This is a genomic window from Thalassobacillus sp. C254 (genome assembly GCF_001310615.1).
In genome coordinates this window covers 53,885-67,691 of sequence record NZ_BAXQ01000007.1, presented here as the reverse complement: position 1 = coordinate 67,691, position 13,807 = coordinate 53,885, and the positions used below count along the sequence as shown (strand labels likewise).

Genomic DNA, 13,807 nt, shown 5'->3' with positions numbered 1-13,807 from the left:
ATTTTACTCTTTTACTTTCGAAGAAAGAATAGATGGAAGAAAACATTCTTTTATTTATAAAAAAGCCTGCCTCCTTTACTGGAGACAAGCTTTTTTCTTTTTTTATTTGAAACCAACCGTCGTATTTTTTTGGATGATATCCACACGTTTCCTGTTTGAGGAAATAATATAGAATGCTGAAAGGAAAATTCCCAGTACGATAAAGGTTCCAAGATTAAAGAGTCCTTTCTCACCATACCAAACAATGGAATATCCAAGAGCCCCCGTTACTGTTACATAGTATAAGAATGGAAAGACTGTTTTTCTAATAATCATTCCTTCTTTACCAACTAAACCAACAACTGCAGAAGCTGCTACTACATTGTGTACCGCTATCATGTTACCTGCAGCACCGCCTACTGCCTGTAAAGCTACAATCCAGGAAGCAGTGACACCCATTTGTGATCCCACATCATGCTGGAATAAAGAGAACATCATGTTACTTACAGTGTTACTGCCGGCAATAAATGCTCCAAGGCCGCCAATAAAGGTTGCAAACAACGGCCAATAATCGCCGCTTATAGCAGCTACGGCATTGGCCAGCACGATCGGCATACCATCATAGCCTGCAGTGCCTCCCCCGGAATTCAAGAATACTTGAACCATTGGCACAGTAAAGATTAAGGCCACCGACGCTGCCAGAGTGGTTTTTCCAGAAGTAGCCCATGCTCTTTTGTAAGCACTTGTACTCATACCGTGAATAAAGAATGTAATAAGAGTAACTAGAATGAAAATTGAACCTGGTGAGAACAAAGGCTGGAAGGTAGAAGAAATTTCTGAACCAAAAATGTTTTCAGGTCCCACTACCCATGCTTGAAGCCACTCTCTAAAAGGAAGAAATTCCTGTCTTGAGATTACAAGGAACAACCCTACAAGAATATAAGGAGTCCAGGCTCGAACCATGCTCATGCTTCCGCTCTTATGGCAATGTCTTTAATCTCGATTTTTCCAATCCACTCAGGATCCCACTTGGACTTCTCATCGAAATCCCATGTTTCGTCTTCTTTTGGCATTAAGAAACCTTTTTTAGCAGCTGTTATAACAATGAGTAAACCAACAAGTCCCCCTATCATTGATGGGAATTCCGGCCCTAGTACATTTGCCACAATGACATACGGAATGGTCATCGCAAAGGCGGCAAACAAAGCAAACTTCCAGACCTTTATCCCTTCAGAAAAGGATTTGTTTTTACCGAAAAACCTGGTCATCATAGCGATAACAAATAAAGGTATGAGCGTACCCCCTACTGCATGTAAAATCGCAGTCTGTCCTGCAATGACATGAGTTAGTGCTAAAAAGTTATCAGTAATACTGGCGTCAGCAGACAGCCCGGATTGTACACCGACAAGCATTGGTGTCCCTACAGCACCAAAGGATACTGGAGTACTTTGTATGGTCATACCAGCAACAACGGCAGCCATTGCCGGGAACCCGAGCCCCACTAGTAATGGAACCGCCACCGCAGCAGGTGTACCAAATCCGGCCGACCCCTCAATGAAAGACCCAAAGAGCCAGGCAATGATGATGACTTGAATTCGGCGGTCAGGAGATATATCAGTAAATCCCTGCCTGATTGTTTTGATTCCTCCGCTTTCCTGGAGGGTATTGAGGAGCAAAATAGCTCCAAATATAATGTATAATAGCGTACCTGCTGTTATAAGTCCATGTACAGATGCTGCAGCGACATTGTTAGCTGGAACCCCCCAAATAAATAATGCAAGACCAACTGCAACAAAATATGAAATAGGCATAGCTTTACTTGCAGGCCATCGAAGACCAACCAGGAATACAGCAACCACAATAATAGGCAATAATGATAAGAAAGCCAATAATCCAGTTCCCACTACGTTCTCCCCTTTCCTTTTAAAAGGTAAAAAAATGCTAAAACTTATATAAATATAACCTGTGGTGGAGAATTTTAATGGGGTACCAAATGCTTATCAAAATTCTATACCACAGTTTATAACCCCTTTTCGCAAAGCATGTACTCGTGTTGCAAAATATGAAAGCGCTTTAATAATTATGTTTACTGAATGAATGAATGTACGTAAAGTTCCATTCTACAATTTAGATTATTCAGTAAATACTACACATAAAAAATTTATTCTCTAATCTAAGGAGAGCCGACCACCTGATTTATCAGGAGGTCAGCATATCATTTTTACAGTGATTGAGCTGTTTTCTTTGCTTTTACAAAGTTGTTTCTCAAAACACCTATTTCTTTTATTTCACACTCAATCTCATTGTTCTCTCCAACTAATTCAGCTCCTACAGGCTGCCTGTTAAGATCACATCGCCTTTTTTCAAGGTCATTACAGAGGATAAGTACGAAATCATTTTTTGATAGGTACAATCATTAGTTCTGTTCCGCTGTTTTGTTTTTCTTCTCCATTAAGTCGGGCTTCCACTCTAATAGAAAGTGGATCCAGTTCAGTTTCTATGACAGGTCCTAACGGAGTGAAAGTATCAAAGGATTTGCCAATTGTCCAATGGCCTGCTTCATGGAAATATTGAGGTGCAGTTACGTCATTTCCAACCGTATATCCAAACACGTAGTCTAGTACTTCGTCTTCAGAAACGTCCTTCGTATCTTTTCCAATGATAACAGCCAGTTCAGATTCGAACTTTACTTCCTCGATGGCTTCTGGGATAACAATATCTTCTTCCGGGCCAATCACAGACGAAGTAGGTTTGAAGAAGAATACTGGAATTTCAGGTAAAGTTTCTGGAAGTTCTTCGGTCTTCGTTACAAAGTTAGCTCCAATACCAATAATCTGATTAGGCTCAAGGGGAGCAGTTAAAGTTACTTCGCTTTCTTGAAATGTTTTTCCTGTGTACTCCCAGGTTCCAAGCAAATCTCCCTTGATTTCCTTGATCCCTTCTGCTGTCAATTCTCCGGTTAACATATCTGAATTGTTTTTAAATCTAACGAATTTCATATACATTGTCCTTTCTGTCAACGACTATCAATAATTATTCAGTAAGTAATGGTGATCCTGAAAAGGAAATCACCATTACTGAAAGATGATATATATATTAGCTTAGGTGCTGAGCAAGTTTGGCCTTAGCTTCGATACGTTTGCGGTGCAAGATTGGCTCAGTATACCCGCTTGGCTGCTTACGTCCTTCAAATACTAGATCACAAGCCGCTTGGAATGCTACTGAATCATCATAATTAGGTGCCATCGGGCGATAAGCCGGGTCTCCAGCATTTTGTTCGTCCACAACTTTCGCCATACGTTTTAGTGTTTCCAATACCTGCTCTTCTGAACAAATTCCATGATACAGCCAGTTAGTCATATGTTGACTGGAAATTCTCAGTGTAGCACGGTCTTCCATTAGTTCTACATTATTAATATCAGGTACTTTAGAGCAGCCAACTCCTTGTTCTACCCATCTAACGACATAACCCAAGATACCTTGAGCGTTGTTATCAAGCTCTGCTTGGATGTCCTCGGCTGACCAGTTAGGGTTTTCAGCTACAGGGACCTGAAGAATATCGTTGCGGTAATCAGTGGTGTCTTTTGCAAGCTCTTTTTGTACTTCACTCACATCGATCTCATGGTAATGAAGTGAGTGCAGTGTGGCAGCAGTTGGGGAAGGAACCCAGGCAGTATTGGCGCCTGCTTTTAGCTGTCCGCCTTTTTGCTTCAACATTTCTTCCATTAAATCTGGCATTGCCACATACCTTTTCCAATTTGGGCTCTTCCTTTTAAGCCCACGTCAAGTCCCACTGCTACATTTGATTTTTCGTAACCTTGAAGCCATGCTGAAGTTTTCATTTCGCTTTTGCGAATCATCGGCCCGGCTTCCATAGAAGTATGGATTTCATCTCCTGTACGATCAAGGAATCCAGTATTAATAAAGACTACTCTTTCTTTTACTTCATTGATGCATGCTTTTAAATTTAACGTAGTGCGGCGCTCCTCATCCATGACACCAATTTTCAATGTGTTTCTTTCCAGGTCCAGGAGGTCTTCGACTCTGTTAAACAGCTTGTTGGCAAATGACACTTCTTTTGACCCGTGCATTTTTGGCTTAACAATATATACAGAGCCTTCTGTGGTGTTTTGATAAGGACCATTCTTCAATAGGTCGTGTTTAGCAATTAAGCTGGTAATCACGCTGTCAAGGATCCCTTCAGGAACTTCCTCCCCGTCTTTATCAAGGATGGCATTGTTTGTCATAAGGTGTCCTACGTTTCTGATAAACATAAGAGAACGTCCTGATAACGATATTTCTCCGCCGTTAAGTGCAGTATAAGTACGGTCAGGGTTTAATGTTCTTTCTACTGTCTTGCCGCCTTTGGAAAATGAAACGGAAAGGCTTCCATCCATTAAGCCGAGCCAATTCCTGTATACCAGGACCTTATCTTCCGCATCCACAGCTGTAACGGAATCCTCACAATCCATAATTGTTGAAAGAGCTGACTCCATTAGTACGTCCTTCACCCCGGCGTTATCCGTTTTTCCGATTGGATGGGACGGATCAATTTGGATTTCAAAGTGCAATCCATTATTTGTAAATAAGATGGCAGAAGGATCTTCTGATACTCCCTGGTAACCTAATAGTTTCCTGCATCCTTTAGTCCCGTTTTGTTTCCTCCTGAAAGAGTAACAGATAGAGTGTTATCATTGATCTCATATTTCTCTGCATCTTTATGGGATCCTTCCTGCAACGGAATGGTGTTGTCCAAAAATTCTTTTGCGTATGCAATAACTTTGTCCCCGCGTGCAGGATTGTATTCTGGGCCTTTTTCAGCGCCGCCCTCTTCACTGATTGCATCCGTTCCGTAAAGTGCATCATACAAACTTCCCCAACGGCGTTTGCCGCATTAATAGCGTAGCGAGCATTATTTACTGGCACCACAAGCTGTGGGCCTGCTTGCTTTGTCACAGCCTCATCTACGTTGCTGGTGGTCACTTCAAAGTCCTCAGGAACAGATTCTAAGTAACCAATTTCTTCAAGAAATGCTTTATATTTATCAAAGTCAAAGCTTCCTTTGTTTTCCTTATACCAATTATCCAGTTGTGATTGAATTTCCTCTCGTTTTTCAAGGAGAGATTTGTTTTCAGGAGTAAGTTCATGAATTAATTTATCAAAGTCGGCCCAGAATTGCTCTTTATCTAATCCCGTTTTTGGAAGCTTCTTCATTTATAAATTTGTGTAGTACATCTGCTACTTGAATGTTTCCGATTTTAACGTATTCAGACATAGTAGTGCCTCCTTAGATATAGTTACATTCGTTTCTTATTAGGAAACATTGTTTCCTATCGTTCCAATTTCCTAAATTCTAACATGAAAGCGTTTAATATTCAATAATATTCTCAAAATTTCGCTATCTCTCTTCTAAGTCGTTGCTGCTTCTTTCAGTTCCTTCTTTACTTCAGCACAACGGCCAGGAGAAGGGAAAAGCTTTCCTGCATTCAATAAGTTAGATGGATTGAATACCTCTCTAACATCTGTTTGAGCTTTAATTTCTTTATCTGTGAAAATAAAACGCATTTCCTCTTTCTTTTCAATACCGACACCATGCTCGCCAGTAATTGAACCTCCTACGTCCGCGCAGACCTGCAGGCAGGCACTTCCCGCTGCAAGTGCTTTTTCGGTTTCTCCTGGTTTCGCAGAATCAAATAATACGAGAGGATGGAGATTCCCATCACCTGCGTGAAAAATGTTAGCAATTCGCAAGCCGTACTCGTCACTGATGTCATTAATCTGTTTTAGAACCTGAGGCAGCTTGCTCCGTGGAATTACCCCATCTTGTACGAGATAATCAGGAGAAATGGCTCCCATGGCTCCAAATCCTGTTTTCCGGTTTGCCCACCAACTGGCTCGCTCCTGATCACCTTGTGCTACTTTAACGGTTCGGACATTCCTCTTTTTACAAACATCGAGAATCTGGTCAATCTGCTCATCAATCCCTGCAGCAATTCCATCTACTTCAATGAGCAGCAGTGCTTCAATGTCTTTTGGATGTCCAACTGGAAACGCAGCTGCTTCAACTGCTTCAATAGCAATCTTATCCATCATTTCAAGAGCTGCCGGCACTATCCCTGCTGATATAATGTCAGAGACAGCCTGGCTGCCATCAGCTACATCATCAAAATAAGCAAGCACTGTTTGTTTGGCGGCAGGGTTTTTCAAAATCCTTACCGTTATTTTTGTGACTATGCCAAGAGTGCCTTCAGATCCTGTCAACAAGCCCAATAGATCATAGCCTGGAGCATCGGCAATCCCATCATTTCCAATTTCCACGATTTCGCCGTTTGGCATGACTACTTCCAAACCCAAGATATGATTTGTTGTTACCCCATACTTTAAACAGTGAGCCCCTCCTGCATTTTCAGCCACATTTCCACCAATGGTGCAGCAATATTGGCTGGATGGATCAGGAGCGTAATAATATCCCTTATCAGAAATTGAGTTAGTCAGTTTTAGATTAATATAGCCTGGCTCTACCACTGCTCTTCGATTTTCAAGGTCCACGCTTAAGAGCTTTTTCATTCTGACGAGACTGATTACCACTTCTCCATTGACTGGAATCGCACCGCCGCTTAGTCCAGTACCTGCCCCGCGGGCCAAAAAAGGAAGGTTGTTTGCAGAGCAGTACTTTACCAGCTCTGCAACTTCCTCAGTATTTTTCGGGAAAACAACTGCTTTTGGAAGGTGTTTGTGAATGACAAATCCATCGCAGTCATAGGCAAGAAGGTCTTCTTTATGGTAAAGAATAGAGTCGGCCCCGCCTGCTATAGCTGCAAGGTTCTTAATATGCTTGTCATTTGTTTTGATTTTTTTCTTTGTGCTAAACATTATTTCCCCTCCTTTTCTTTGTCCTCTTTCTGGTAAGCCCAATCAAGGAGCTGAATGGTATGAACTATCTTTTGATTCCGTCCATACTTCTGAACCCCCATAGCCATTTGCAGCATACAACCTGGGTTCCCCATAGAAATCATTTCTACATCATCCGGCACATTTTCCATTTTGCTTTCAAGAACAGCATCTGCCATTTCAGGATTTGTGATGTTATATACCCCGGCACTTCCGCAGCAGCGATCGGCATTAGGCATATTAACCATTTCAACACCTGGAATATCGATAAGAAGCTCTCTCGGTTCTTTTCTTACTCCCTGTCCGTGTGCGAGGTGACAAGCATCATGGTACGTCAGACGAGTGTTAATTTCCGCTTTTGGCTTTTCGTAACCGGTATCATAGAGGTACTTGGAAACATCGACCACTTTAGCAGAAAATTCTTCTGCTTTTTCTTTCCACTCTGGGTCCTCATGGAAAAGCTCAGGGTATTCCTGCAGCATACAACCGCAGCCTGCAGCATTACCTACAATCGTGTCGGCATCTTTAAAGGCTTCTATATTTTGCTTAGCAAGCTTTCGGCCTGTATCACGGTCACCTGCGTGAACATGGAGGGCTCCGCAGCAGGTTTGATTTTTCGGAATGGCTACATCGTTTCCGTTTCGTGTTAGAACATTAACAGTAGAATCATTAATATCACTAAACATGACATCCATTACACAACCTGTTAAGAATGCAACTTCACCTTTTGTTTCGCCTTTTGCTTTTACAATTTCTTCATCCTTATATTTCTTTCGTACAGGCTGTTTAACATCAGGCATAATCGCTTCCATCTGTACAAGATGCGGAGGCATAACATTCATGAGCCCCGTTTTTCGTACCACCTTTTGTACCCCGCTCTTTTGATAGAACTTTAACAGGCTTCCGATGGAATTCAAGCGCTCTTGATGAGGAAACAATCCTTTAAGGAATAACTTACTTACCTGGCCTTTCCAGCCAGTTAGAGGCATGGCCTGACGGATTTGACCTCTTGCTTCTTCAATGAGCCCGCCTACATCTACATCTGCCGGACAAGCAGTTGTACAGGCGCGACAGTCCAGACAGGCAAATACGGGATCGAGAAACTGTTCATTCACTTCCAGCTTTCCTTCAGCGACTGACTTGATAAGATGAACTCTGCCGCGAGGTGAATGCTGTTCTTGCCCGGTGATTTCATAGGTTGGGCAAGATTCAAGACACATTCCGCAGTGCACACAATCGGCCCATTTATCTGGATCTGGCTTATCATCCCAGAGGTAGTTTCCAAGACTTTGGGAACTGCATGGCGGATCCTGAAGAACTTCTTTTTCTTTAATACTCATGTTACAAACCTCCTATGAAACGTTTATGGTTTAACGTTTTGGCTGGGTCTATTTTTGTTTTTATTCCTTCCAGAAGAAAGAAATAAGAGGGTTTGTCACCCCAGACATTCATTGTTTGACGCATTGATAAAGGAAGATATTTCACAATTGCATACCCTTTTAATTCTTTCACTGACTCTCGCAGGTTGTGAATGGCTGCAAGGACGTTTTCACTTGCACCTTTTATGATCACCTCACTCAGCCATGGCCAAGGCCGCCGTGGCTGATCACTTTAACGTTAAATCCTTCCTCTAACAGCTCACATTCCCGTATTACTTTGAACACGTCCAGGTTTTTGACACCAACTTTTAAAGCAGCTTCTGTTTCATTACCTGTGATGGTCATTATTCCATTTGGAGCCAGGTTGCTGAACTTCTGCCAGAATTCCTTTGCCTCTTCTTCTTGAAGAAGCGTGAAGGATGTGTTTTCTGGCTGTAGGTTTTTTATAAAATCTTCCTGGTATTTAACCGAGCTTTCAACATCCTCAAATGCAATCGCGAGAGTATAATTTGACTTTCCGGTCAATTCCTGGGCAGCCGAAGGATTTAACAGTTGAAGGGAGACGGGTTCGATTAAAGAATCCAGAATTTTCACAGCTAACTGTTTGATATTCTCTAAAGAAGACTCTTCAAAAGATAGAAGTACCAAGCTTTCATGTTTAGGTATTGGGCGAAGCTTTAAGGTGATTTCTGATAAAACACCTAGAGTCCCCATGGAACCAATAAACAATTTATTCATATCGTACCCAGCAACATTTTTCACCACTTTGCCCCCTGTACGAATAACTTCACCGTTTGGGTAAACTACCTTTAATCCTATAACTAAATCTCTTGCCGACCCGTAGCCAAGTCTTTTGGGACCGCTTTCATTTGCAGCAATGATACCTCCTATCGTAGCAAAGTCAGAAAATGGAGGGTCTAATGCGATTTTTTGATCATGCTTTGCAAGATGTTCCTGAAGTTCTTTAAACGGAGTACCTGGTTTTACGGTAACAGTCATATCTCCGACAGTATGTTCAACGATCCCTTTGAAGTTGGTTAAAGATAGTAAGATATCTGCAGCTTCCTCCACCCCACCGTATCCTCTTTTCGTCCCCATACCACTTATTACTGCCTTCTTGTTATTCTCATTTGCATAAGAAAGAATCTGGGAAATTTCTTCTTCTGATGTAGGATAAATGACTATATCTCCGTCATTTCCTAATAGATGATTTGGAGTGCCTCTTTCTTCAATTTCAGTCTCAGGTAGCAATCCCCTCAAGTCGCTTAATAAATTGGAAGTAATCATTTTCACACCTCTTTGTTTCGTAATAGGAAACCATGTTTCTTTATTTGATAAAATATATATAACAGCGCTTACATATCATGCTGTCGTTTCTTCGGAAAAAATATCATATAACAGCCTTCGACATAGTTTAAATGTTCCTTCATTGCTTCTTTTGCCTGTTTTGAATCACCTGTTTTAATTGCTTCAAGAATAGTTAGATGTTGATCGAGAATAATTCGTAAGTTTTCAGGATCCTGTTGAATATAATCATGAAAATCTTTCATGGCCTGTTTCGTCGTGGCTGAAATAAATTCAAGGAGCTGAATGATAATTTGGTTCTTTGTAGCTTTGGCAATTGTTAAATGGAATTTAAAATCTGCCTCCCAGCCATCTAACGGACTATCCATAAGAGTCTCAATTTCCTTGATATCTTCTGGTGATCGATGTTGCGCTGCTGTTTCAGCAATCCCCGTTTCTAAAATCTTTCTTACTTGAAATAACTCCCTTATATTCTTTGAGCTAGCAATAAGGGCGGTCTGCTTGAAGACTTTAGTAGAATCAAATTCACATATAAATGTACCTTCTCCTTGTTTAACGTACACGGCACCCTTTCCGGCTAGAGTATTTATAGCATCCCTCACGGCCGAACGTCCTACATCAAACAACTCACATAATTCACGATTAGAAGGAAGCTTCTCACCTGGTTGCAGCTTGCCAGACGTAATCATATCTTCAATTTGCTCCACTACGATAGCCGAGACCTTCTTCTTTGAAATCTTTTCAATGTTCACCCTTCCACCACCTCTCCGGTCAGTCATCAGATGTCTGATATATGTTAAGTATAGTTTTATTAAATCATTGATAGTTTGCCAACGCAATATATTTTTTGAAAATTTCTAATCAAGGCAAAAAATAAACAACTTTCGACATGTTTTTTAAATACAAAAAAAGCCAGTCAAAATGAAAGACTGGCTTTTCTGGTTATTATTCTACGTAACCTAACCGGTTGGATATCTGCTTTCCTGTTTTCATAATTAATGGCTTTAACTCTTGCAAGCGCTTATCGGACATTCTTATCGAGGGTCCTGATATACTGACCGCTGCAGCAATCTTACCTCTGTTATCAAAAATGGGCGCTGCAATGCAAGTAATCCCTACTTCATTTTCTTCCTTTTCCACGGCAAACCCCTGTTTATTCACTTTATGTATTTCTTTAAGAAATTCATCAATGGATGTAATCGTGTTTTCTGTGTGAACTGCCATGCCTTGTTTCGTTAATATATTTCTTACTTCACGGTCTTCCAAGTGAGAAAGAATTACTTTTCCCACGCTTGTACAATGAACAGGTGCTCTTCTTCCCACCTTTGAATGGGTACGCAGAATTTCGTTTCCTTCAAGCTTCTCGATATAGACAATTTCTCCTTGATCGTAGACAACCAAATGTACAACTTCATTGGTTATTGCCTCTACTTCCTTTAAAAATGGAGCTGCCAGTGATCGAATATCCATAGACTCTAGTAGAAGTGCACTTAATTCCAGATACTTGTATCCTAAACGGTACTTTTTCGTTCCTTCATCCTGTTCAATATATCCGTGCTCAGTAAGTGTCGATAATAATTTATAAGTAGAGCTTTTGCCTATTCCAAGCCGTTCTCCAAGTTCAGTAACTCCCATTCCTTCTTTTTGCTTGCTGATTAGAGAAATAATCCGCAATGCTCTGTCTACTGATTTAACCATTAAAGGCCTCCAAATCCAAGAATAGCAATACTTTGAATAGTATACCATAGAAGCATTTGAAGGGCCTTATCAAGCAAAAAATAGAAAAAGCAGGGAATATCCCTGCTTAAGATAACTTGTTGGTATACAATATTACTGCTGTCCTTGCTTAACCCATTCTGCAACTGTTGCTGTACGTTTTGCCTGGTGTTTCACAGCATCTTTTACGTCCTCTTTCATTTCACCATTTTGGTCAACTGTTACACTTGTGCCGTAAGGGTTACCGCCGGCTGCGAATGTAACGGGATCGCTGTATCCTGGCGCTGCAATAATGGCACCCCAGTGCATCATCGTTGTGTACAAGGCTTTAATAGTCGCTTCTTGCCCGCCGTGAGGGTTTTGCGCAGAAGACATTCCGCTCACTACCTTATTTACAAGCTTTCCATTAGCCCAAAGAGGTCCAGTAGAATCCAGGAACTGCTTAAGCTGAGACGGAACATTCCCAAAGCGTGTCGGCATACTGAATATAATTGCATCCGCCCATTCCAGATCTTCCAGGGAAGCTTCCGGTACATCTTTAGTTGCTTCATAATGGTCCTTCCAAGCCTGATTAGATTCAATTGCTTCCTTTGGTGCAACTTCAGATACTTTGAATAGTTTTACTTCAGCCCTGCTTCTTTTGCACCTTCCTCTGCCCATTGTGCAAGCTTATAGTTAGTGCCTGTGGAACTGTAATAAATAACTGCAACATTTGCTTTTGCCATTTCTGAATCTCTCCTTTTTGATTTAAATAAGTCTAATATCCCCATTTTCACACCTGCCACTCAAATAATTTGAAATCTTTCCTCTCCCCTTACCTAATACGTTTCATTGATAAGAGAAAGCAAAATGCAATAGAAATGGATGAGTGTCCGCTGTATTTTGCTTATGGGGAGAACATTTATATAATCAGCAAAAACATGTAGAGGTTCTTGCCGGATTATCAAAAATAACCACACAGTTCATAGTTACCCTTAACTCACAAAAATAAATCACAAATTCATTTATCTTAATTTCAAGATTTCAGGGTAAAATTTTTTAAACTTCATTTTTTTATTAAACTATGAACAGTGAAAAATGCCTGGTTCCTTGTATCATTAGGAGGAGCAGGTGGTCAAAATTTCCTGCTCTCTTTATAAATTGATTTAGGGTCTTAGCGGAAGTCCGACTCGTTTTAACAAGTTAATCAGCAGCTCTTTTTCCTTTTGATCAAGAGTGGAAAAGATTTCTTGTATCACCTTTTTATGAGCCGGAAAAATTTTGTCCATTAGCTCCGTGCCTTCTTTTGTTATCTCGGTATATGTGACTCTTCGGTCTTTTGGACATGGTTTCCGAATAAGATAGTTTTTGGTCTCCAGCTTATCAACCACATACGTAATACTTCCGCTTGATAGCAAAATTTTCTCGCCAATTCGTTGAATTGGTTGGCGACCTTTGTGATAAAGAAGCTCCAGTACTCCAAATTCTGTTGGATTTAACCCATATGTTTTTATATCTTCTTTAATCTTCTCTTCAACAGCATGCTGAGTTCTTGATAATACAATAAGTGCTTTAAGTGATGGATCTCTTTCCTGAATCTCGTTGTTAGTGTTCATAAGACCATATCCTTAAAAATTATATCTTGAATTCAAGATTAATTTTATTAAATCATTAATTTGGAAAGGTGTCAACATTTATATACTATTTTAACGTGTAGTCGTCTCATAACTCATGTTGCCTTTTTATTCACTTCATACGAAAACCTTTTGCCACTCTCAATGGAGAATGTAAATAACTTTTTTAGCAGCCGGCAAAAAGTGGTTACACATATTTATTTACTTCAAAGTTTGCTTCTAAGAGAAGCCAGTTTTGAGGAAATTCCCATCCTAACACCCAGTAATAAAACCCTCTCAGCCCAAACTCTTTCACTAAATCAAATTTAGCTTGTATGCTTCGTGCGTCTTCAAACCAGACTTCATGCAGGTTGCCTTCTTCATCATAATACGTAAAAAACGGTGACTGAGCTTCTTCATCATACTCGATAGCCGCATTGTATGTGACCGCTAGTTCTATAGCTTCCTGATGATCAATTGCAGTCGCCCTCGTAACCCCTTCTTCAAAAGGCAGTGTCCAGTCATATCCGTAAAGAGGAATTCCCATCATAATTTTATCATTGGGCATTACAGAAGCTGCATACTCAATCACCCGGCGCACTTCATTAATGGGTGCGACAGCCATAGGAGGTCCACCGGTCCACCCCCACTCATATGTCATTAAAAAGACAAAATCGGCAATTTCACCGTGAGCCGCATAATCATGTCCTTCATAAAGAATACCTTCCATACCTGGTTCCACCTGAGGAGCCAGTGCACTAGACAGGAAAAAGCCTCGTTCGTCCATCAATACCCTTGCTTTTCTCATGAGTTCATTATATTGTTCTCTGTTTTCTTCCCCTAAGTATTCCAGGTCAAAATCCAGTCCCAGATAGCCTCTCTCCTCCATTATCGAGACAGCTTCTTCAAGCAGGCGATCCTGAAGCTGCTCATTTTGAAGGACCG

General features: G+C 40.8%; 8 protein-coding genes and 6 pseudogenes. All 14 read right to left on the bottom strand.

Going from position 1 to position 13,807, the window contains the following annotated elements; genetic code table 11:
• Positions 1-102: 102 nt before the first annotated feature.
• The 14 genes and pseudogenes from JCM19033_RS08930 to JCM19033_RS27350 all read right to left on the bottom strand — a co-directional run bounded on the left by JCM19033_RS08930 (position 103) and on the right by JCM19033_RS27350 (position 13,751).
• Positions 103-1,883 (bottom strand): annotated as a pseudogene (locus JCM19033_RS08930) (L-lactate permease).
• A gap of 317 nt (positions 1,884-2,200) precedes the next feature.
• Positions 2,201-2,978: pseudogene (locus tag JCM19033_RS08925) on the bottom strand (fumarylacetoacetate hydrolase family protein).
• Between the two features lie 97 nt (positions 2,979-3,075).
• Positions 3,076-3,591 carry a hypothetical protein gene (locus tag JCM19033_RS28090; protein WP_374701224.1) on the bottom strand — a complete coding sequence of 172 codons (516 nt, stop codon included), beginning with the start codon at positions 3,589-3,591 and terminating at the stop codon, positions 3,076-3,078.
• Between the two features lie 18 nt (positions 3,592-3,609).
• Positions 3,610-4,226, bottom strand: a pseudogene (locus JCM19033_RS28085) (malate synthase G); the annotation flags it as partial.
• Positions 4,227-4,603: 377 nt separating this feature from the next.
• Entirely contained in the window at positions 4,604-4,735 is a 132-nt protein-coding gene (locus tag JCM19033_RS28080; RefSeq protein ID WP_374701222.1) for a hypothetical protein, read from the bottom strand.
• A 377-nt stretch (positions 4,736-5,112) separates the two neighbouring features.
• Positions 5,113-5,193, bottom strand: a pseudogene (locus JCM19033_RS28075) (hypothetical protein); the annotation flags it as partial.
• Positions 5,194-5,388: 195 nt separating this feature from the next.
• Entirely contained in the window at positions 5,389-6,852 is a 1,464-nt protein-coding gene (locus JCM19033_RS08915) for an FAD-binding oxidoreductase (protein WP_054636054.1), read from the bottom strand.
• Positions 6,852-8,210, bottom strand: a complete 1,359-nt coding sequence (locus JCM19033_RS08910; protein ID WP_054636053.1) for a (Fe-S)-binding protein — start codon at positions 8,208-8,210, stop codon at positions 6,852-6,854. Before JCM19033_RS08910 ends, JCM19033_RS08915 begins: the two co-directional genes overlap by 1 nt.
• 1 nt (position 8,211) lies before the next feature.
• Positions 8,212-9,536, bottom strand: a pseudogene (locus JCM19033_RS08905) (FAD-binding oxidoreductase).
• Between the two features lie 68 nt (positions 9,537-9,604).
• A complete protein-coding gene (locus JCM19033_RS08900) occupies positions 9,605-10,306 on the bottom strand; it encodes a FadR/GntR family transcriptional regulator (RefSeq protein WP_054636052.1) in 702 nt (233 codons plus the stop codon).
• A 193-nt stretch (positions 10,307-10,499) separates the two neighbouring features.
• The gene (locus JCM19033_RS08895) at positions 10,500-11,252 is read right to left on the bottom strand and encodes an IclR family transcriptional regulator (protein WP_198153459.1); all 753 of its coding nucleotides are present in this window, start codon (positions 11,250-11,252) and stop codon (positions 10,500-10,502) included.
• Between the two features lie 132 nt (positions 11,253-11,384).
• A pseudogene (gene wrbA, locus JCM19033_RS08890) lies at positions 11,385-11,995 on the bottom strand (NAD(P)H:quinone oxidoreductase).
• Between the two features lie 420 nt (positions 11,996-12,415).
• The gene (locus tag JCM19033_RS08885; protein WP_054636051.1) at positions 12,416-12,865 is read right to left on the bottom strand and encodes a MarR family winged helix-turn-helix transcriptional regulator; all 450 of its coding nucleotides are present in this window, start codon (positions 12,863-12,865) and stop codon (positions 12,416-12,418) included.
• A gap of 205 nt (positions 12,866-13,070) precedes the next feature.
• Positions 13,071-13,751, bottom strand: a complete 681-nt coding sequence (locus JCM19033_RS27350; RefSeq protein WP_306301286.1) for a glycosyl hydrolase family 18 protein — start codon at positions 13,749-13,751, stop codon at positions 13,071-13,073.
• Positions 13,752-13,807 lie beyond the last annotated feature (56 nt).